Origin of the sequence: Kitasatospora sp. NPDC001261 (genome assembly GCF_042896795.1) — a bacterium.
GTDB lineage: Bacteria > Actinomycetota > Actinomycetes > Streptomycetales > Streptomycetaceae > Kitasatospora.
This window is the reverse complement of the sequence record NZ_JBIAXP010000019.1, coordinates 89,210-110,770: the sequence shown is the minus strand read 5'-3', so window position 1 is coordinate 110,770 and position 21,561 is coordinate 89,210. Positions and strand designations below refer to the sequence as shown.

General features: G+C 74.8%; 12 protein-coding genes. 7 read left to right on the top strand and 5 right to left on the bottom strand.

Annotated elements, in window-relative coordinates; all coding sequences use genetic code 11:
- Positions 1-51: 51 nt before the first annotated feature.
- Together ACFY4B_RS25235 and ACFY4B_RS25230 are read right to left on the bottom strand one after the other, a co-directional pair.
- Positions 52-2,898 carry a hypothetical protein gene (locus ACFY4B_RS25235; RefSeq protein ID WP_375874962.1) on the bottom strand — a complete coding sequence of 949 codons (2,847 nt, stop codon included), beginning with the start codon at positions 2,896-2,898 and terminating at the stop codon, positions 52-54.
- Positions 2,895-6,266 (bottom strand): ABC transporter permease, encoded by a 3,372-nt coding sequence (locus ACFY4B_RS25230; RefSeq protein WP_387971185.1) that lies wholly within the window; start codon positions 6,264-6,266, stop codon positions 2,895-2,897. The genes ACFY4B_RS25235 and ACFY4B_RS25230 overlap by 4 nt, the downstream gene beginning before the upstream one ends.
- Before the next feature lie 430 nt (positions 6,267-6,696).
- Between ACFY4B_RS25230 and ACFY4B_RS25225 the strand changes: the two genes are divergently transcribed.
- Positions 6,697-7,428 (top strand): ABC transporter ATP-binding protein, encoded by a 732-nt coding sequence (locus ACFY4B_RS25225; protein ID WP_049656422.1) that lies wholly within the window; start codon positions 6,697-6,699, stop codon positions 7,426-7,428.
- Between the two features lie 123 nt (positions 7,429-7,551).
- Here the strand turns inward: ACFY4B_RS25225 and ACFY4B_RS25220 are convergent, their stop codons facing one another.
- From ACFY4B_RS25220 to ACFY4B_RS25210, 3 genes are all read right to left on the bottom strand, one after another.
- Positions 7,552-9,174, bottom strand: coding sequence for an FAD-dependent oxidoreductase (locus ACFY4B_RS25220; protein WP_387971182.1), 1,623 nt, complete (start codon positions 9,172-9,174; stop codon positions 7,552-7,554).
- A 364-nt stretch (positions 9,175-9,538) separates the two neighbouring features.
- The gene (locus tag ACFY4B_RS25215; RefSeq protein WP_198959396.1) at positions 9,539-11,158 is read right to left on the bottom strand and encodes an alpha/beta hydrolase; all 1,620 of its coding nucleotides are present in this window, start codon (positions 11,156-11,158) and stop codon (positions 9,539-9,541) included.
- Between the two features lie 415 nt (positions 11,159-11,573).
- On the bottom strand, positions 11,574-12,179 hold the full coding sequence (locus tag ACFY4B_RS25210) for a TetR/AcrR family transcriptional regulator (RefSeq protein WP_380743283.1): 606 nt from the start codon (positions 12,177-12,179) through the stop codon (positions 11,574-11,576).
- Positions 12,180-12,419: 240 nt separating this feature from the next.
- Here ACFY4B_RS25210 and ACFY4B_RS25205 point away from each other — a divergent pair, with 240 nt between their 5' ends.
- From ACFY4B_RS25205 to ACFY4B_RS25180, 6 genes are all read left to right on the top strand, one after another.
- The gene (locus ACFY4B_RS25205) at positions 12,420-13,685 is read left to right on the top strand and encodes an FAD-dependent monooxygenase (protein WP_387971178.1); all 1,266 of its coding nucleotides are present in this window, start codon (positions 12,420-12,422) and stop codon (positions 13,683-13,685) included.
- A 57-nt stretch (positions 13,686-13,742) separates the two neighbouring features.
- Positions 13,743-14,264: a MarR family winged helix-turn-helix transcriptional regulator gene (locus ACFY4B_RS25200; protein WP_375874967.1), complete on the top strand. Its 522-nt coding sequence runs from the start codon at positions 13,743-13,745 to the stop codon at positions 14,262-14,264.
- A gap of 113 nt (positions 14,265-14,377) precedes the next feature.
- Positions 14,378-14,866 carry a hypothetical protein gene (locus ACFY4B_RS25195; protein WP_387971175.1) on the top strand — a complete coding sequence of 163 codons (489 nt, stop codon included), beginning with the start codon at positions 14,378-14,380 and terminating at the stop codon, positions 14,864-14,866.
- Entirely contained in the window at positions 14,863-15,729 is an 867-nt protein-coding gene (locus ACFY4B_RS25190) for an NmrA family NAD(P)-binding protein (protein ID WP_387971172.1), read from the top strand. The genes ACFY4B_RS25195 and ACFY4B_RS25190 overlap by 4 nt, the downstream gene beginning before the upstream one ends.
- Positions 15,730-16,126: 397 nt before the next feature.
- Positions 16,127-20,089, top strand: coding sequence for a Pls/PosA family non-ribosomal peptide synthetase (locus tag ACFY4B_RS25185; protein ID WP_387971170.1), 3,963 nt, complete (start codon positions 16,127-16,129; stop codon positions 20,087-20,089).
- Between the two features lie 47 nt (positions 20,090-20,136).
- Complete coding sequence (locus tag ACFY4B_RS25180; protein WP_387971167.1) at positions 20,137-21,462, top strand: M1 family metallopeptidase; 1,326 nt, start codon at positions 20,137-20,139, stop codon at positions 21,460-21,462.
- Positions 21,463-21,561 lie beyond the last annotated feature (99 nt).

The following is a 21,561-nucleotide window of genomic DNA, read 5'->3' as shown; positions in this document are numbered from 1 at the left end:
CACCGCCCCCGCCCGCCGCTCCCGGCGGGTCCGCCGCCGTCCGTGCCGGCCTCATTGCCGTTCCCCCGCTCGCAGTTCGGTGGCGATCTGGCGCCGGCCGGCGACCAGGGTCTCCAGCACCACGCCGAGGCCGACCACCAGGGCCAGACCGGCGGTGGGCAGCAGCACCGGCAGCACCGCCGGGGCCAGGGTCTCGCCGACGGTGGCACCGACCAGCGCCGAGAGGTCGAAGGCGCCCCCGAGCAGGGCGACCGCGGCCAGCGCGACCAGCCCGCCGCCGACGGCCGCCGCCAGGGTCTGCGGCAGCGCCTCGGCGATGATCAGCACCAGGCCCTGCCGGGGCCGCAGGCCCATGGTGCGCAGCCGGGCGAGCACCGCCGTACGGTCCGGCGCGGCCCGCAGCAGCGTCAGCAGCACGGCTAGCAGGGCGAAGCCGGCGGCGGCGAAGCCCGAGTACCAGAACAGCCGCCCGGCGGCGTGCTGCACCGGGTCGCCGGCCAGCTCGGCGACCTTCTCGCGGCTGCTGTGCACCACATAGCCGGGGGGCAGGCCGGCGGTGGTCTTCCCGGCCGCCGTGGCCTCCGCGTCGATCAGCTTGGCGACGCGCCCCAGGAGCTCGCCGCTGCCGATGGCGCGCTCCCGCAGCAGGGCGCGGACCCGGTCCGGATCGACGTCGCCGACGGCGAACCACTTGTTCACCCGGTTCGACCGCTTGAGCTCCGGCAGGTGCTCCGCGGCGGGGCCGGCCGGCACCACGACGAAGGGCTTGCCGGGGTCCGGGAAGGCGGGCGTGGCCGTGACGATCCCGGCGACGCTGGTGACCATCTGACTGCCGGAGGGCGTGCGCACCTGCGGTGCGCCCGAGGCCAGGTGCGCGGCCAGGTCCCGGCTGAACAGCGCGGGGACCGGGCCGTCCTTGCCGCCCGGGGCGGCGGTCAGCCTGGCCGGGTCGTACCCGCCGACCCCGACGGTACGGGAGATCTCCGCGTAGGCCTCGGGCTCGACCACCACCAGCACGGCCTCGGCGGTCTCCCGGTCGGCGCCGACGAAGGTGGCCCGCTCCTCGATCCACGCGCCGGTCGCCGCCCGGACGCCGGGCAGTTCGCCGGCCGCCTTGGTGAAGGCCTCCGGCAGGTTCGCGTAGAGCGGGACGGAGACGGACACGTCGCCGCCGGTGGAGAGCCGGGCGGCACGCGCCCGGGAGTGGTCCACCGTGTCGAGCACGGTGGCCCCGAAGCCGGTGGCGGTGACGGCGATCAGCAGGGCGAGCAGCGGCAGCGCCGAGGGCCGCCGCCGGCCCGAGTTGTCGCGGGCGGCCCGGACCAGGCCGAGGAAGCCGACCAGTCCGCGGCCGCGGCCGGCGAGTGCGGCCAGCCAGCCGACCACGACCGGCTCGATCCTCGCCAGCAGCAGGCCGCCGGAGACGGCGAGCAGCAGCGGGGCGGCCACCAGCAGCGGGTCGACGCCGCTACCGGGGTGGCCGACGCCGCGACGTCGGACCTCGGCCACGGCCGCGGCGGTGACGGCCAGCACGGCGAGTTCGCCGACCATCCGGCGCCAGCCGCCGGCCGCCCGCGGGCGCGCCCAGAGCAGCGCGGCCCGGACCGGGAAGACCAGGATCGCGAGCAGGGTCACGGCGAGCGCCAGCAGCACCGGGGTGCCCCAGCGCGGGGTGGGCAGCAGCACCAGCGCGAGGGCCGTACCGAGCACGGCGGCGGGCAGCACGGTCACCGCGCCCTCCCCGAGCAGCCGCAGCAGTACCCCGGTGCGCGAGCCGCCGCGGGCCTGGAGCAGCCGGATCTCGGCCGTGCGCCGGTCCGTGCTGAGCGCCGCGGCCAGGCAGAGCACCACGACCGCGACGCCGGCGACACCGGCCGGCCCGATGGCGCCGAGCGGGGCCGCGGCCTGGTAGCGGGCGGTGGCCCGGGCGAGGACGTCCGGCATCAGCGAGGTGGCGTGCAGGTCGGCCCGGAGGGTGGCGTCGATCAGGGCGGTCATGCCGGGACCGGCCGTGTACGAGCCGAGGACCTCGCGGGTGTGGTCGAGCTCGTCGGCGCGCAGCGAGCCGGGGTCGACGGGCAGCCGCCAGAAGTTCTGGCCGCTCGAACCCCAGCGGGCCAGCGCGGTCAGGCTGCCGCCGTCGACGAAGCCGCTGGTCCAGTACCACGCGTCCTCGCCCTTGACGCCCAGGCAGGCCCTGGACGGGCAGCCGAGTCCCTCCCAGAACGGGTCCTGGGGGTCGTTGACCCGGTAGAGGCCGGTCACGGTGGTGCGCAGCGCGACCGGTCCGTCGGTGCCGCTCTCGATGACGTCGCCGACCTTGATGTTGATGGCCTCGGCGGCCTGCTGGCTCAGCGCGATCGGCAGCGGGCCGTCGACCGGGGCGGGGCCCGGCCAGGTGCCCGCGGTCAGCGTCGCCCGGTCGGCGAGGCCGTGCAGGTAGAACAGGCCGAGCCCCGGGACGGCCCGGTCGGAGAGCCGGGTGAACCCCGGGTTGAACATCTTCCGCTCGGTCTTGATCCGGGTGCCGTGGACCTGGGCGGACGCGCTCAGCGGCAGCTGCCGTCCGATCTGCGCGTCGAACTTCCGCTGCAGGGCTTCGAGGGCGGCGCCGTCGTCGCCGGGGGCCAGCCCGGAGGTGACCTCCAGGTTGGTGACGTTGGTGCCCAGGCCGCGCGTGAACTCCTGGAGCGCGCTGTCCGCGTTCCGGTCCGCGATGCGCGGGAAGGCCGCCGCCAGGAAGACGGTGACGAGCGCGAGGGCCGCCGTGAGCAGCGCGGCCAGCGGCATCGCGCGCAGCCGGGTGCGGACCCAGGGCGCGGGCCGGTGGGCCCGCGCCGGTTCGGGCGCCGGCGGCGGCGCGGGGGTGGGCACGGTGGTGCCGGCCTTGGTGGTCACATCTCCTCCACGTGGCGCAGCCGCGCGGCCACGTCTCGACGCCGGCGGCCGATCAGGAAGGCCGACAGCAGCGGGACGACGGCGATCGCGCCCGCGAACAGCAGCGCCTGACCGAACGGCAGCTCGACCAGGGCCTCCGGCACCGGGCGGCGGGCCGCCGGGGTCAGCACCACGAAGGGCACGATCAGCCGGACGAGCAGGGCTCCGAGGGCGAGGCCGACGATCCCGCCCAGGCCGACCAGCACCGCGTTCTCGGCGGCGACGGTCCGGGTGACCTGCTTGCGCGGGGCGCCCAGGGCGAGCAGCAGCGCGGAGTCCCGGGAGCGCTCGTGCGCCGAACCGGCCACCGCGGCGGCGAAGCCGATCGCGGCGAGCACGGCGGTGACGATCGCGATGGCCATCAGCGCGCTCTGCGGGGCGGCGCCGACCGGGTCGCCGAGGAGGCCCTCGGAGACCTCCTCGTAGAGCGCGAGGTCCTGGCTGCCGGGCGCGCCGCGCAGGGCGGCGGCGGCCTCGGCCGGGATGCGGTCGCCCGGCCCCGTGGCGGGCAGCCACCACTCGGTACGGGAGGGCAGGTTGCGGTCCTGGACGGACAGCATCCGGGCGACCGAGCCGAGGTCCAGCAGCAGCGCCCGCTGGCCGGCCACCGGGAGGGCCTCGACCGCGCCGGTCACCTTGACCGGGACGACGACCCCGCTGAACGGCACCTGGAGGGTGTCGCCGACGGAGGCTCCGACGGACTTCAGGTAGTCGTGGGTGGCGACGCCGTTGACGGCGGCCGGCAGGGGCGCCCCGGTCGGGCTCAGCACCGCGCGGATCGGGTCTCCGATGCCGCCCGCGGGGTGGTAGCGGACCGTGAACAGGCTGTCGGGGGCGGCCGCTTCGGAGGCGAGCGCGGCCACCGGCGAGCCGCCCGCGCCGTTGCGGGACTCCGGCGGCTTGATGGTCCAGCCGGCACCGGACGGCACCGGGACGGCGGTGGACGGTCCGTCGGCGGTGTCCGAGACGGCCAGGTTCCGCAGGGTGACCTCGCCCTCGCTGCGGTCGCCGAAGGCGACGTTCGCGCCGACCACGGTCAGCGGGGCGGCGACCGAGCCCACCGGAGCGTCGACCAGCGCGCCGAGCCGGATCGAGGAGTGGACCTGGCCGTTCATCGGGAGCTCGCCGAACGGAACCTTGTGGACCAGGCCGAAGCGGTCGCGCAGCAGCAGCCGGACCTCGGGCTGGATCGGGACGCTGGTGAACCGCGAGTTCTTCGGCTCCTGCTGGCTCACCGCGATGTCCGCGTCGATCCGCAGCGGGCTGCCGGGCAGCGGGATGCCGGCGGGGGCGGGGGAGGCGAGCGAGCCGAAGACCTCCGCGCCGGTGCGGCCGTCGAGCAGGTCGGAGCGGACCGGGACGCGTTCGGCGAAGGCGGCGGCGTCCACGGCCATCAGCTGGCCGGAGCCGCCCTGCAGCGGCTGCTCGTCGCGCACCACCGCGACCAGCCGGTCGCCGCCGGGCAGGCTGCCGTAGCGGCCGCCCTGACCCATCGGCGCGTTGTGCGAGCCGGAGATGCGCAGGCCGCCGGCCGTGGCGAAGGCCGCCTGGTCGCGCTGGGAGGCGGTCCAGGTGGCGTGCTGACCGAGCGCCAGGACGCCGGTGGCCACGGCCATGACGAGGAGCAGGACGGGGCCGGTGGCGCGGCCGGGCCGGCGGGCCAGCTGCCAGCCGACCATGGCGGGGCCGAGGCCGCTGCCCCGGGCCGCCGCGCGGGCGCCGAGCCGGGCGACGACCGGCAGCAGCCGCAGCACCACCAGGGTGCCGGCGCACAGGGCGAGGGTCGGGGTGGCGACCAGCAGCAGGTCCACGTCCAGCCGGCCGGTGGAGTCGGGCGACAGCCCGCCGCCGTACTGGTCGAGCTGCTGGTAGGCGAGCGCGGCCAGGGCGAGCACGGCGATGTCGCCGCCGTTGCGGGCGACGCCGGAGACCACCGCCTGGCGGCGGCCGGCCCGGCGGCGCAGGGCGGCACCGACGCCGCGCACCACGCTCGGCACGGTGGCCAGCAGGATGCAGGCGAACGCGCAGACCACGGCCACCGGCCAGAGCGACCAGCTGATGCCGGTGTCCAGGGATACCTGGTGGGCGCTGCCGAGGCCGGCCAGCGCGCGGACCAGGAACGGGGTCAGCAGCGGCGCGAACACCGCCGCGGGCAGGGCCAGCAGCAGCGACTCCAGCGCGGTGAAGGAGCCGAGCCGGACGGCCGAGGCGCCGCGCGCGGCGAGCATCTCGTTCTCGGACTCCTGCCGCGCGGCGATCAGGTGCACGACCAGCAGCAGGGCCGCCGCGGCGAGCACCGCCAGCTGGAGGGCGCCGATCAACAGGGTGGACCGGGCGACCACCATGCTGTCGGACAACTCGCGCATGATGTCGGGCAGTTCGGTCTTCGCGGCGAGCGAACCGGAGGTCCGCAGCTCATCGGAGAGGCGCTGGGCGCGGTCGCCGACGGCCTGCGCGGCGGCCCGGTCGACGCCGGAGAAGTCGGCGTCCAGCGACCAGCCGCGGCTGCTCTGGACCAGGCCGGCCGTGGTGAAGGCGCTCTGGTCGACCATCATCGGGCCGAAGGTGGTGAAGCCGGCGACCTCGATCTCGTGGCCGCCGACCGGGTCGATCCGCCAGTACGGGGCGGCCGGGTCGGTGGCCCGGTAGACGCCGGTGATCCGGACGGTCAGCGGCTTGCTGTCGTTCCGGTCGACGAGCCGGACCTCGGCGGGCAGGGCCTGCTCGGTCAGACCGAGCCGGCGCAGCAGGCTCTGCGGGACGGCGGCCTCCGGGGCAACAGACTGGGCCGGCCCGGTGGCGGCGCCCGGCCAGGCGCCGGCCACCAGTTGGACCCGGCCGCGGTCGAGGTCGGCGAGGACCGTCAGGTCGAGCTGGGCGCCGGGGGCCTGGCCGGCGGAGGCGCCGGCTGCGCCGGTGCCGCTCGCCGGACTGCCGGTCGCCGGGCTGCCGTTGGCCGCGGTGCCGTTGGCCGGATTGCCGTTCGCCGCGGTGCCGTTCGCCGCACCCCCGGAGCCGGGCAGGCTGTAGGAGCGGCTGCGCATCACGCTGTCGGTGTGCACGGGCAGGTCGCCGAAGAGCTTCTGCCGGTAGGAGGCGAGCGCCTCCTCGTCCTTCGTCCGCTGGTCGAGCCCGTGCTCGCCGGTCACCGTCACCGTGGTCCGTGCGTGACCGGGACCTTGGAGCGCCTGTCGCAGGCCGGCCTCGCCGACACTGCTGTTGAAGGCGACCAAGGCGGTCAGCACGGATGTGGTGATCAGCACCGCGAGCAGGACGGCGGCAGCCAGCGGCACTCGTCCGCGCAGTCGGCGCACGACGAAGCCGAGCATCAGGTTCCTCCCCCGGACTTACGTCCCCGGTTGCATCCCCGGGCCCCGCTCGTCGGTCCGATCCGAGTGCCGATCCGCGTGCAGATCGGTCACAGATGGACACACCGCGGGCACACCGGCGCATTGATCACCGGCTATCGGTCGCCGGATAGCGGACGATGCTGTCAGATTCGATCCAGGAACGGAAGGGACTTGCGCGAATCAAGTAAGCAGTGAGCAAATTCCTTTCATTGGTAGCATCCCGGCCGGGGATGCCCTACTTGAAATGCCATGAACACCTCACAAATCCGGCTTCGGCGCACTCCTTTGGCCCGGGACACCGACTTCTCGGATTCCCGCCCGGGAACGTGAACCGCCGGAGCACTCATATCCGTAGAACCGGACGGGACCCGGATGGAACCGGGCCGCCACGCCCACAGGGGGACGCCGCATGACGCAGCCTCAGGCCGCCACCGCCGACACCACCACCCAGCCGATGGTGGCCGTCACCGACCTCCGCCGGAGCTTCGGCACCGGTGAGCGGACCGTGCACGCCCTGCGCGGCGTCTCGTTCACCGTCGGCCGTGGTGAACTCACCGCGCTCAAGGGCCGGTCCGGCTCCGGCAAGACCACCCTGCTGAACCTGGTCGGCGGCCTGGACGCACCGACCGGCGGCAGCATCGCGCTGGACGGCATCGACCTAGCCTCGCTGGACGAGGATGGCCGGCTCGCCCTGCGGCGGGAGCGGATCGGCTTCGTCTTCCAGTCCTTCGGGCTGATCCCGATGCTCACCGCCGCCGAGAACGTCGGCGTGCCCCTGCGGCTGCGCAAGGCCCCGGCCGCCGAGCGCGAAGAGCGCGCCCACACCCTCCTCGCCCTGGTCGGCCTCGCCGACCACGCCAACCAGCGCCCCGGCGAGCTCTCCGGCGGCCAGCAGCAGCGCGTCGCCATCGCCCGTGCGCTGGCCAACCAGCCCAGCCTGATCATCGCCGACGAGCCGACCGGTCAGCTGGACTCCGAGACCGGCCGCTCGATCATGGAGCTGCTGCGCGCGGTGGTGCGCAGCGAGGGCGTCACCGTGCTGGTCGCCACCCACGACCCGACGCTGATGGGGCTCGCCGACCGGGTGATCGAGGTCCGGGACGGACGGATCGTCGAGGAGGAGGCGGAGCAGGCCGCCTAGCGGAACGGGCCCGGGCCCCGGGGCTGATCCCGGTGTGCGCTACGGGTGCGCGTGACCGGACTGCTCTACGGGGGTGGGGATGCGGGGTGCCTCCCCGCCCCCGTGGGGCGCCGGCGCTCGGACTCAGGGCCCGGCCGGGATGATCGATTGGGCGTGGTGGAACACCTCCTCCCCGTCCCAGTAGGCCTTGGTGCGTTGCAGCCGTGGGTAGTTGCCCTTGTAGTAGAGGCGCGGGTAGTCCGGGTCGGGCTGGTCGGCGGTGCCCAGGTCGGTGTCCGGGTAGTTGACGTAGGCACCGTCCGTCGCGGTGTCGACCTCCGGGACACCGCCCGTCTCCCGGTAGACGTCGCGGTACAGCCCGCTCAGGTAGGCGAGGTGCTTCTCGTCCTCGGCCGGGTCCGTCCAGTGCGTCTGGTACTGCAGCTTCATGATCGAGTCGCGCTGCGGGACGGCCGTCTCCTCGGGGCGGCGGGCGTTGATCCGGCAGCCGTAGGAGTCGATCTGGACCACCGTGTTCGAGAGGTCCACCCCCTCGACGTCCCGCGTCAGCCAGTCCCAGAAGGCGGCGATCTGCGCCGGGGCGAACGGCTCCCGGTGGTAGGCCGACTTGTGCTTGCCCCGCTCGTTGTCTCCCGAGGGGTTGAGCGTCATGGTCGCCTGGAACCAGGGCATCCGGCGCCGCTTGTCCGGGTAGGGCAGGAACAGCCCGCCGGCCGAGCGGGTCTGCACCACCGGGCGCGTCGTCATCCCCTGTTCGACGGCGGCCACGAAGGCGTCGAGCGGGGCCGGGTCCGCTCCGTCCCACTGGCTGAACAGGACGACGTTCCCGTTGGAGTGGTGGGTGAGCTTGAGGATGGCGAACAGCCCCTGGCACACCTCCTCCCGCGGGCCGCTGTGCTCGGCCATGAAGGCGCCGAAGTTGGCCACCAGGGTCTCGAAGTCGGCCGGCCGCCGGAGCAGTTCGGCCCAGGGCCAGGCCACGCTGCTCAGCCAGACCCGGGGCGGCGGCTGGGGCACGTCCGATGCGAAGTGATAGCGCAGCACCACCCCGAAGTTCCCGCCCCCGCCGCCGGTGTGGGCCCAGAAGAGGTCCTGCTCGGGCGAGCCCGGCGCGTCCTCGCGGTGCGCCTTCGTCACCACCGCCCGGCCGCCCCGGACGGTGACCACGTCGACCTGGACGAGGTGGTCGACGGTGAGCCCGTGCCGCCGGGAGAGCAGGCCGTACCCGCCGCCGCAGACGTGCCCGCCCGCGCCGACCGAGTAGCAGGACCCGGCGGGCAGGGTGACGGCGTACTCCCGGAACAGCGTGGTGTAGACGTCCCAGTTGGTCGCGCCGCCGTCGACGCCGTAGGTGGGCCGGCCGAACTTGTCGGTCGAGGCGGCGACGCCGCGCATCGTGCCGAGGTCGAGGATGACGCCCTGGTCGTTGTCGACGAAACCCTCGTAGCAGTGCCCGCCGCCGCGGACCGTCGGCCGTAGCCCGGCGTCCAGCGCGCGGTTCACCTCGGCGACCGCGTCGGCCTCGTCGCCCACCAGCCGGATGTAGGCGGGACTGCTGCTCCACCGCTGGTTGAAGCCCTGGGCGAGGGTCTGGTAGCGGGGGTCACCGGGGAGCACCGACCGCCCCTTCGGCAGCTCCCGGCGCGCGCCCTCGGCCGCCGCCGCGCCCGTGGAAGCGGCGGTGATCCCGGCGGCCGCCGCGCCGGCACCGCCCAGGAATCCCCGCCGGGAGAATTCGTACCGCATGTTCCGTCCCCACTTTCCCGAGTCCGAGAGAAGCCGGCGGCCCGCACGCTAACACGGATATCCGGCCACGGGAATCGGTTAATGGAAAGTGTGACAGTACGTCATTCCTGCTGGTCCAGCCTGGTCTTGACCGTCACCTTGACGCCGGAATCCCATTGTCAGTGGCATGGGCTATGGTCGCCGACGAATCGCAGGAATCCGCTCCACGGGAGGTTCGATGACGATCCGTCTCCGCGTTCTCCGTGTTCTCCGGGCCCTCCCGGCCCTCCGGGAACTCGCCCGGAAAACACGGTCGTGGTGGCCGGCTGCACCGCCGACCACCACGACCGTCAAACCCTCCCCCGGATCACCGGGGGCCGTTCCGTCAGACCGCCGGGAAGATCTCCGCGTCCGGCTTCAGCAGCTGGCCGGCCGCCGGCGCGGTGCCGTCGACCAGGTAGCGGGTGACCATCTTGTTCAGCGCCTGGCTGCGGCCGACCGCGCAGTGCTCGATCGAGTCGACGCTGACCAGCACCGCGTTGCCCAGCTCCTGCTGCATCCGCTGGGCGAACTTGTACTGGGTGGCCGGGTCGTAGAGGTTGCCGATGACCATCACGGTGTTGGAGGTCTTCTTGTTCCACGGGCCGGAGAAGCGCTCGGCGTCCCGGGCCGGGGCCGGCCAGCTCGCGCACGCGGGCGCGTCGAAGGCCTGGTAGCGGCCGAAGGTCGGCATCTCCTTCTCCCAGGCCTTGGCCGCGTTCGCGAACACCCGGTCGTTGGAGGGGTACGGCTTGTCCTGGCAGTTGACGGCCATGTAGGAGTCGTCCGCGGTGTACTCGGAGTCGACCGGGGCCTCCCGCAGCGCCGTCCGCGGGACGTCCACCGAGAGCAGGTTGGCGTCCTCGTCCGAGACGTTCGCCTGCGGGGCCAGCAGGGCGGCCGCGGCCGGCTTCTGGAACACCTGGTAGGTCGCCTGGAGGGACTTGGCCAGCGGGGCCAGCTTGGCCTGCGAGTACAGGGCGCTGGCCACCTCGCCGGTGAAGCTGCTCAGCGTCACCTTGGAGCCGTTCGGCAGCGTGATCGGGCTGGTCCGCAGGTGGTCGCGGAGCTGGTCGAACTTGGCCCGGGTGTCGCCCTCGCCGAAGGCGCAGCGCGGGGCGCCGGCGGTCTGGCAGCGCTTGAGGAACTCGTCCAGGGCCAGCTCGAAGCCGTTCGCCCGCTGGCGGTCGTACTCCAGGCCGTTGTGCAGGCGCAGGTTCGGGTCGACGTTGCCGTCGACGATGATCGCGCGGACCTTGTTCGGGTACATGTTGGCGTACGTCGAACCGATCAGGGTGCCGTAGGAGAACCCGGCGAAGGTGAGCTGGGCGTCACCGACGGCGCGGCGCATCCGGTCGAGGTCGCGCACCACGTTGATGGTCGACATGTGCTCGATCAGCGGGCCGGCGTTCTTGCTGCACGCGTCGGTGTAGTCCTGGTCCGCGTCCAGCGTCTCGTTGATCTCGGCCTTGGTGACCGGCACGCCGACCATGCGGTTGGTGACCGCGTCGGCGTCCTCCTGGGTCTTGAAGCACTTGAGCGGGTTGCTCCGGGCCACGCCGCGCGGGTCGAAGCCGACCAGGTCGAACTTCGACTGCACCTCGGTGCCGAAGCGGGCGGTCGTCGCCCACAGGTAGCCACTGCCGCCCGGGCCGCCCGGGTTGAGGAACAGCGAGCCGATCCGCTTCGACGGGTCGCTCGCCCGCCGCCGCATCATCGCGATGCCGACCTTCTCGCCCGACGGCTTGTCGTAGTCCAGCGGCACGGGGTAGACGGCACAGTCGTAGATGCCGGGGTCCGGCTTGGTCGGGTCGGGGTTGCACGGCGTCCAGGCGACGGGATCGACCTTCGCCTCGGCCAGGCTCGGGGTCTGGTCAATAGGCGCTGCCGAAGCGGCGGCGGCGGTGCCGGTGACAAGTGCGAGAGCGCAGGTGACCGCTCCGGCCAGCGTGGATATGCGGGACAAGGAACCTCCTCCGTACTGAAAGGGCGGCCCCAGCCTGTCAGTCGGAGATCTCCGTGGGAAGACCTGGGAGCGGCGTAAATCATCCACCTGTCATGTGACACATCGCGAAATATTCTGTGAATGAACCAACTTGACGGTTGATTGACCTGAGATTTCGTCATCCCGCGTTGCCGATCGACCGTCGGCCGTCCGGGTTCGGTGGGGCGGGCGGCGTCCGGCGGGGGGCCTGCGCAGCCGACAAGGGCGCGGATTTCCCGCGCGGCCGAACACCCAGGGGCTCCCGCTATTGCGCGATCGGCATCGAGGGCACGGCGCTCCCCGCCGGTGCTCGGCGGCCCGTGGACGGGAGATGGTCCCACTCCTCGCCGGCGCGACCCGGCGCGACCCGGCTCGCGCCGGCCAGGAGCGGCAGGCCTCAACTCACGCCCGCTCCCCGCAGGGCGGCCGCCACCAGTCCCTGGATCGCGTCGGCACCGGGCTCGCCGCCGCCCACCAGGTGCTCGAAGACCAGACCGTCGACGCAGGCCAGCAGTGTGGCGGTCCGCCCGTCGGGATCGGTCACGCCCTGGTCGGCGAGGAACGCGCGGACGGCGGCGCGCCCGGCGTTCTCCCGCGGGACGAGGATCTCGCGCAGTTCGGGATCGCGCACACTCTCCACCGCGCAGGCGTACCGGGCCAGCGAGCGCCGCCGCCCGTCGCCGGACAGTCGTTGCCGCATCAACTCGGCGATGCCGTCGGCCAGTTCCTCCGACGAACGGACCGGCACCCGCTCCCCCATGGCGTGCAGCTCGCCCTGGTCCAGCTCCACCAGCCGCCGCACCAGTGCGGTGAGCAGGGCCTGCCTGGTCCGCAGGTAGGCCGAGGTGGTTCCGACCGGCAGCCCGGCCGCCGCGTCGACCGCCCGGTGGGTCAGTCCGCGCACCCCGAGGTCGGCCAGCACCCCGATCGCGGCGTCCGCCAACACCGTCCGGCGGTCCGGCCGCCCCGCATCGTCCCGCTTCTGGTCCTCGTGTCGCCGCATCCCTCCTTTCTACCGGGGCCGCGGCACCCGGCGCGCACCACCTCGGTCCGAGCCGACCGCCGACCGCCACCCCACCACCCCGAACCGCCCTGGCGGACCCCGGCGGACCCTGGCGGACCCCGGCGGACCCCGGCGGACCCCGGCGGACCCGCCCCCACCCCCGTCCACCTGCCGACAGCCCCGTAGTACGCTCCTTCTACAGATGTAGAAATCAGCGCGGCAACACGGGAAGGACCGGGCATGAGCAGCAGCAGCGCGGTGGTGGTCGGGGGCGGCATCGGCGGACTGGCGGCCGCGATCGGGCTCCGACTGGCGGGGTGGGACGTGACCGTGGTCGAGCGGGCGGCCGTCCTGGACGATGCGGGCGCCGGCATCTCGCTGGCCGCCAACGGGATGCGCGCGCTCGCCGCCCTGGGGGTCGGCGAGGCGGTCGAGGCTGCCGCCCGCCGCCAGTACACCGGCGGCACCCGGACGCCGGACGGCCGCCGGCTCGCCGCGATGGACGGTGCGGCGCTGGAACGCGAGCTGGGCGCCCCGATCGTCGGGATCCCCCGCGCTGCTCTGCACCGCATCCTGCGCGAGGCGCTGCCCGCCGAGTCCCTGGTCGTCGGCGCCGAGGTGACCGAGCTGGACACCACCCGGCCGTTCCGGGTCCGGGCCGGGTTCGGCGGCACCATCCCGGCGACCGACACCCAGCAGGCCAACCCCCGGCAGACCGACCCCCGGCACGCCGGCCCCCAGCACGCCGACCGCCCGAAGGCCGACGTCCTGGAGGCCGACCTCCTGGTCGCGGCCGACGGCATCAACAGCCGGCTCCGGCGCCGCCTCTTCCCCGACCACCCCGGGCCGGTCTACAGCGGCTCGACGGTGCTCCGGGCGATCACCGAGCGCCCGGTCGACGGGCTGAGGGCCGACTTCGAGATCACCTGGGGGCACGGCGCCGAGTTCGGCCACATCGCCTTCCCGGACGGCACCGCCGAGTGGCACGCGGTCCTGAACGCCCCGGCCGGGGTCCGCTACCGGGACCCGCTGGCCGAGGTCCGCCGCCGCTTCGCGCCCTGGCACGAGCCGATCCCCTCGCTGCTGGCCGCGACCCGGCCGGAGGCGGTGCTGCACCACGACATCAACGAGCTGACCACCCCGCTGCCCTCCTACGTCTCGGGGCGGGTCGCACTGCTCGGCGACGCGGCGCACGCCATGACGCCCCATCTCGGCCAGGGCGCCTGCCAGGCCCTGGAGGACGCGGTGACCCTGGCGGCGGCGCTCGCCGAGGCCCGGACGGTCGAGGGCGCGCTCGCCCGGTACGACGCGGCCCGCCGTCCGCGCAGCCAGACCGTGGCCCGGGACGCCCGCCGGGCCGGCCGGATGGGCCAGCAGCTGGCCCACCCCCTGGCGGTCGGCCTGCGCAACGCCGCGATCCGGCTCACCCCGCCCGGCGCGATGGTCCGGACCGTCCTGCGGCACGCCGACTGGACGCCGCCGCGGATCGCTCCGCGTGCCGCCTAGGCACAAGCCCATGGTCCCGCTTGACGCGAAATCAGGTTAGGCGCCATATTACTTCTCGTGACCCAGTACTCCGAAGGCGGTCCCACCGCCCCCAGCCTCGACCAGGCGCGCCGCCAGATCGCCCGCTACGGCCTCTCGGCCGATCCGCAGGCGATTCTGGTCGCGACCCGGCTGATGGCGGCGGGCGCCCGGATCAACCAGGCCGGCGAGGTGCACTTCGGCCGCTTCGGCCTCTCCACCGGCCGCTACCGACTGCTGGCGGACCTGGAGGACCACGGCGGCGAGAAGTCGCCCTCCCAGCTCGCGGCGAGTCTCGGCGTCTCCCGGGCGACGGTGACCGGCCTGGTCGACGGCCTGGAGCGGGAGGGCCTGGTGGCCCGCCGGCCGTCCACCGAGGACGGCCGCGGCAACGTGGTGATCCTCACCGCGCGGGGCGCCGACCGGCTGCGGGAGCTGGCGCCCGAGCACTTCGCCCGGATGCAGGCGCTGGTCGGGGGGCTCTCCACCGAGGAGCGCGCCACCTTCCTGGACCTGCTGGGCCGGGTGGTCGCGGGCATGGACGCGCTCACCGAGGACTGATCCGCACCCAGGCGGGCCGCCGTTCGGCGGCCCGCCTCCTCTCAGCCCCAATAGTTAGGTACCTAAGCACAATACTTAGGCACCTAACTACCAACGAAAGGACATCCGCTCCGATGAGCAAGAAGGCCCCCGGCGCTCCCCCGCCCTTCCTCCTGTGGCGCGAGGTCCTGCTCGCCTACGCCATGCCCGCCGCCATGGCCGGGGCCGGTGGAGCCGTCACCGGCCAGCCCCAGCTGGTGGCCGCCGCGCTCACCACCATCGGCGGCACCTCCGCCCTGGTGGCCGCCGCACTCGGCGCCGCGCTGCGCCGCCGCCCCGTCCGCGCCCGGCCCGCCCGGACCCCGCGCGCCCTCGCGGCCGCCGCACTCGGCCTGGCCGGAGCCGCGCTCGGCCTGGCCGTCGGCCTCGCCGCCGCCCACTGGCTGCCGCAGGTCCCCCGGCTGGCCGACAGCCCGTGGCCGCACCGACTCCCGGTCGACCTGCCGGTCTCCTCGGCGATCGCCGCCACCATCACCACCTGGCACTGGCGCGGCAGCCGCCCGGCCCGCACGGCACAGCACCGACTCCCCACCGCACCCCTCCCCGAAAGGCAGACGTCATGATCGTCATCATGGGCGCCGGTGGCGCCACCGGCGGCGCCACCCTCCGCAGCCTCGCCGCCCTCGGCGCACCGAGCCGCGCCCTCAGCCGCGAGCCCGCCCGACTGGCCGCCGCACTCGACGAGCGCACCCTCGCCCGCACGGCCACCCTCCCGGCGGACGCCGCCGACCCGGCCTCCCTGCGCGCGGCCTTCCACGGCGCGCACCAGCTCTTCCTCACCATGGCCAACGGCCCACAGCAGGTCCGGTACGAGCTGAACGCGATCGAGGCGGCGGTCGACTGCGGCGTGGAGCACATCGTCAAGGTCTCCGCGCCCGCCGCCGAGCCGGACTCCCCCGTCGCGGTCTCCCGCGGCCACCACCTGATCGAGGAGCGGCTGCGCTCCTCCGGCATCACCACCACCGTCCTGCGGCCGTACGCGTTCATGCAGAAGCTGCTGCTCCTGGCGCCCGGCATCGCCGCCGCCGGAGTGGTGCACGGCGCGCTGGGACAGGCGCGCTGCAACTACGTGGACGCCCGGGACATCGGGGACGCGGCGGCCGAGGTGCTCACCCGCCCCGAGCTCGCCGGTGGCACCTATCCGCTCACCGGCGGGCGGGCCTACAGCTACCCGGAGCTCACCGCATTGCTGGGCGAGCTGCTCGGCCGGCCGGTCCGCTACCTCGACCTGGGCCCGTCCGAGCTGCACGCCCACCTGGTCGGGCGGGCCGGGATGCCGGACTGGCTGGCCACCCACGTGGTGGAGATCCAGCAGCTCGCGGTGGTCCGCAAGGAGACACCGGACGACACCTTCCTCCGCCTCGCCGGACGCGCTCCGCGCACCCTGGAGGCCTTCCTCGGCGAGAACCTGCACCGGTTCCGCTGACCGCCGGGCCGTACGGCGGGCCGGGGCCGGGGCCGGACCGAGGGGACCGGAGCGCGAAACCCGGCCCGCCGACGGCCCGCCACCCGAAGGGAGCAGCATTCGCTGTGGCGTGGATCACGGTCGAAGAATCGACCTGACGATCCGTCAATTCCACTGACACCTCGTCACATGGGTTCCAACGGGGCTCAGTTATTGACTGATGAAGCGTCAGATTCGGCCACTCCGACGCCAGTTGGGCCGTGTGTCCGCTCCTGCCGGGTCGCCGCGCCGGGGCTACCATCGGTCGGGTTGTCCGCTCCGGCCCCGGAGTGGGGTCACCCGATCAGGCGGTGCCCCCACCGCCCCAGGGGCCGGGCATCGGTCGGAACGGGGCGAGGACGAGGAGCGCACGGCTGCCATGACAGCTGAACCGAGCCACCCGGAGCAGTACCCCACGCCACCGCAGGATCCGACGCCCCACGCCGACCCCGTCCAGGGGTCCACGCCCCACGCCGAACCCGCCCAGGCGCCGGTGCCGCGGGCCGAGCCGGCCCTCGCCCTGTTCCCCGGCCGCCCGGCCGCCGCCCCGCGCACCCTGGTCGACGTGCTGGACGCCACCGTGTCCGCCCACCCCGACGAGCCCGCCCTGGACGACGGGCGCACCGTGCTCAGCTACCGCGCGCTGGCCGCCGAGGTCGAGCAGCTGCGCCGCCGGCTGGCCACCGCCGGGATCGGCCCGGGCGACCGGGTCGGCGTGCGCGTGCCCTCCGGCACCAACGACCTGTACGTCTCGATCCTCGCGGTGCTCGCCGCCGGGGCCGCCTACGTCCCGGTGGACGCCGAGGACCCGGACGAGCGCGCCGAGCTGGTCTTCGGCGAGGCCGCCGTCGCCGCCGTGCTCGGCGCCGGGCGCGGCCTGGCGACCACCGGCGAACGCGCTCCCGCCCTGGAGCGCCGCCCCACCCCCGCCGACGACGCCTGGATCATCTTCACCTCCGGGTCGACCGGCAAGCCGAAGGGCGTGGCCGTCACCCACCACAACGCCGCCGCCTTCGTGGACGCCGAGGCCGCGCTCTTCCTCCAGGAGGAGCCGATCGGCCCCGGCGACCGGGTGATGGCCGGCCTCTCGGTGGCCTTCGACGCCTCCTGCGAGGAGATGTGGCTGGCCTGGCGGCACGGCGCCTGCCTGGTGCCGGTCCCCCGCTCCCAGGTGCGCAGCGGCGCCGACCTCGGCCCGTGGCTGGCCGAGCAGGAGATCACCGTGGTCTCCACCGTCCCGACCCTGGCCGCGCTGTGGCCGGCCGAGGCCCTCAACGAGGTGCGGCTGCTGATCTTCGGCGGCGAGGCCTGCCCGCCCGAGCTGGTGCAGCGCCTGGTCACCGAGGGCCGCGAGCTGTGGAACACCTACGGCCCCACCGAGGCCACCGTGGTCGCCTGCGCCGCCCTGCTGACCGGCGAGGGCCCGGTGCGGATCGGCCTGCCGCTGGACGGCTGGGACCTCGCCGTGGTGGACGAGGCCGGCCTGCCGGTCGCCCCCGGCGGCACCGGTCAGCTGGTGATCGGCGGGGTGGGCCTGGCCCGCTACCTCGACCCGGAGAAGGACGCCGAGAAGTACGCGCCGCTGCCCTCGCTGGGCTGGGAGCGCGCCTACCGCAGCGGCGACCTGGTCCAGGCGGACCCGGCCGGCCTGCTGTTCCTCGGCCGCACCGACGAGCAGATCAAGCTGGGCGGCCGCCGGATCGAGCTCGGCGAGGTCGACGCGGCCCTGCAGGCCCTGCCCGGCGTGGCGGGCGCGGCGGCCGCCGTCCGGACCGCGCGCGGCGGCAACCAGCTGCTGGTCGGCTATCTGGTGGTCCAGGACGGCTTCGACCGCGAGCAGGCCGTCGAGCGGCTGCGCGCCGAGCTGCCCGCCGCCCTCGTGCCGCTGCTGGCGACCGTCGAGGCCCTGCCCACCCGGACCTCCGGCAAGGTCGACCGGGCCGCCCTGCCCTGGCCGCTGCCCGAGCTGGAGAACGCGGGCCCCGGCGAGGAGCTGTACGGCACCGAGGCCTGGCTGGCCGAGCAGTGGTCGGAGATCCTCGGCGTGCGGGTCGGCGGCCCGCGCGACGACTTCTTCGCGATCGGCGGCGGCAGCCTGGCCGCCGCCCGGCTGACCACCCTGCTGCGCACCCGCTACCCGAGCGCGGCCGTGCTGGACATCTACCAGCACCCGACGCTGCGCAAGCTCGCCCGGCACCTGGAGCGCTCCGCCGGCGAGAGCGCCGAGGCCCGTACCGTCGCCCTGGTGCCGACCAGGGCCAAGCTGCTCCAGCTGCTCCTGCTGGTTCCGCTGTTCACCGTCGTCGGCCTGCGCTGGACGGTCGCCCTGCTGGCCGCCGGGAACCTGCTGACCCACCTCGGCGACTACCCGTGGGCGCCGACCGCCTCCTGGTGGTGGGTCGGCGCGGGCGCGCTCGCGCTGTACACCCCGGCGGGCCGGCTGGCCATCGCGGCGGGCGGCGCCCGGCTGCTGCTGCGCGGGGTGCGCCCGGGCAGCCACCCGCGCGGCGGCTCCGTCCACCTGCGGCTGTGGACCGCCGAGCGGCTGGCCGAGCTGAGCGGCGCGGACTCGCTGTCCGGCGCCTGGCTGACGCGCTACGCCCGGGCGCTGGGCGCCAAGGTCGGGCCCGAGGTGGACCTGCACTCGCTGCCGCCGGTCACCGGGATGCTGAAGCTGGGCCGCGGCTGCGCGGTCGAGGCCGAGGTGGACCTGTGCGGCTACTGGCTGGACGGCGACCGGCTGCTGATCGGCCAGGTCAAGATCGGCTCCGGTGCCGTGGTCGGCACCCGGTCGACGCTGCTGCCCGGCGCCCGGGTCGGCAAGCGCGCCCAGGTGGCGGCCGGCTCCAGCGTCACCGGGCAGGTGCCGACCGGCCAGCGCTGGGGCGGCGCGCCCGCCGTCAAGCTGGGCCGCACCGAACGCGCCTGGCCCAAGGAGCGCCCCGCCCGCCGGGCCCGCTGGGCCTCGCTGTACGGCGCCAGCGGTGCCGTGCTCGGCCTGCTCCCGGCGCTGCCGGCGCTCGCCGCGCTGGCCGTGCTGTCCCGGTTCGTCGACCAGGGCGCGGCGCTCGGCCCGGCGCTCGGCGGCGCGCTGCTCGGCCTACTGCCCGCCACGCTGGCGTTCGGCGCGGTGTACGCGACGCAGCTGGTGGTGCTGGTCCGGCTGCTGAGCGCCGGCCTGGTGCCCGGGACGCACCCGCTGCACGGCCGGGTGGGCTGGCAGGCGTGGACCGTCACCCAGCTGATGGACCGGGCCCGCGAGGTGCTGTTCCCGCTCTACGCCGGGCTGGTCACGCCGCTGTGGCTGCGCACCCTCGGGATGCGGGTCGGCCGGGGCGCGGAGGTGTCCACGGTGCTGGCGCTGCCCAGCCTGACCACGGTCGGCGACGGCGCGTTCCTGGCCGACGACACCCTGATCGCCCCGTACGAACTCGGCGGCGGCTGGGTGCGGCTCGGCGAGGCGAAGGTCGGCGAGCGGGCGTTCCTCGGCAACTCGGGGATGACCGCGCCGGGCCGCTCGGTGCCCAAGCGCGGCCTGGTGGGCGTGCTGTCGGCGACACCCGCGAAGGCGAAGAAGGGCGGCTCGTACCTGGGCATGCCGCCGATGCGGCTGCCGCGCTCGGCGGACCTGGCCGACCAGAGCCTGACCTACGAGCCGCCGGCCCGGCTGCTGTGGGCGCGCGGCCTGGTCGAGGTGGCCCGGCTGGTGCCGGTGCTGGCCTCGGCGGCGCTGGGCCTGCTGACCGCGGCGGCGCTGTCCTGGCTGGCGGCCGGCTCGCCGCTGACCGCCGCGCTGCTGTCGGGCCTGGTGCTGCTGGCGGCCGGCGCGCTGGCCTGCCTGGTCTCGGCCGCCGCCAAGTGGCTGCTGGTCGGACGGTTCCGGGCGGTGGAGCACCCGCTGTGGAGCGGCTTCGTGTGGCGCAACGAGCTGGCGGACACCTTCGTGGAGATGCTGGCGGTGCCGTGGCTGGTCGGCGCGGTGCCGGGCACCCCGGTGCTGAACCTGTGGCTGCGCTCGATCGGCGCGCACGTCGGGCACGGGGTCTGGTGCGAGAGCTACTGGCTGCCGGAGGCGGACCTGGTCACCCTCGGCGACGGGGTCACCATCAACCGGGGCTGCGTGGTGCAGACGCACCTCTTCCACGACCGGATCATGCGGATGGATACTGTGGTCCTCCGCGAGGGCGCCACCCTGGGCCCGGGCGGCATCGTGCTGCCCGGCAGCACGGTGGGCGCGCGCAGCACGCTGGGCCCGGCCTCGCTGGTGATGCGCGCCGAGTCCGTCCCCGCCGACACGCGGTGGCTGGGCAACCCGATCGAGGCGTGGCAGAGCACGCCGTGACCACCTCCCCGTCCCCCCGTCCCGGCCCGCAGGAAGCGCACGTCCCCGTGAAGCCCAAGCACGTCCCGGCGGCCGCCGGCGCCCCGGACCCGTACTTCCCGAACAGCGGCGACCACCGCTACCGGGTGCACCGCTACGAGCTGGCGCTGGACTACCGGCCCGGGCCCAACCGGCTGGCCGGCTCGGCCCGGCTGAGCGCGGTCGCGGACGCGGCGCTGGCCGAGTTCGCGCTCGACCTGGCCGAGTTCCGGATCGGCCGGGTGCTGGTCGACGGCAAGGCCGCCCGCTACACCCACCGCGGCGGCAAGCTGCGGATCCGCCCCGCCAGGGCGCTCGCGCCGGGCGCGGCGTTCACCGTCGAGGTGCACTACGCGGGCAACCCGCGCCCGGTGCGCAGCCCGTGGGGCGGCCTGGGCTGGGAGGAGCTGACCGAGGGCGCGCTGGTGGCGAGCCAGCCGGTCGGCGCGCCGTCCTGGTTCCCGTGCAACGACCGCCCCGCCGACAAGGCGACCTACCAGCTGGCGCTCACCACGCCGTCCCCGTTCACAGTGGTGGCGAGCGGCCGGCTGCTGACCCGCACCACCCGGGCGTCCAGCACCACCTGGGTGTACGAGCAGAGCGCGCCGACCCCGACGTACCTGGTGACGGTGTCGATCGGGCACTACCGGCCGGTGCCGCTGGCGGTGCGCCCGGCGGTGCCGCAGACCGGCTACGTGCCGGAGCGGCTGGCCGCCGCCTTCGCCCGGGACTTCGCCCGGCAGCCGGAGATGGCGGCGTACTTCGGCGAGGTCTTCGGCCCGTACCCGTTCGGCGAGTACGCGGCGGTCGTCGCAGACGAGGAGCTGGACGTCCCGGTGGAGGCGCAGGGCGTCGCCACCTTCGGCACCAACCACCTCGGCGGCGGCTGGGAACGCGAGCGGCTGATCGCCCACGAGCTGGCCCACCAGTGGTTCGGCAACAGCGTCACCATCGCCGACTGGCGGCACATCTGGCTCAACGAGGGCTTCGCCAAGTACGCGGAGTGGCTCTGGTCCGAGCACGCCGGCGGCCCGGGCGCGGCCGTGCACGCCGCCGCCGCGCACCGGCTGCTGGCCGGACTGCCGCAGGACCTGACGCTCGGCGACCCGGGCCGCAGGCTGATGTTCGACGACCGGCTGTACCAGCGCGGCGGGCTGGTGGTGCACGCGCTGCGGCGGGCGCTCGGCGACGACGCGTTCTTCGCGATGCTGCGGGACTGGACAGGCGCCAACCGGCACAGCGTGGTCGCCACCGCCGACCTGCGCGCGCACGCCGCCCGGTACACCGCCGCCCCGCTCGGCCCACTCTTCGAGGCCTGGCTGGAGCGGCCGGAACTGCCGCCGCTGCCGGGCTGATCCGGTTCACCGGGCCCGGCCTGATCCGGTCACCGGGCCCGGCCTGATCCGGTCACCGGGCCCGGGCGCGGGGTTATGGGGCCCGTGCGCGGGATTATT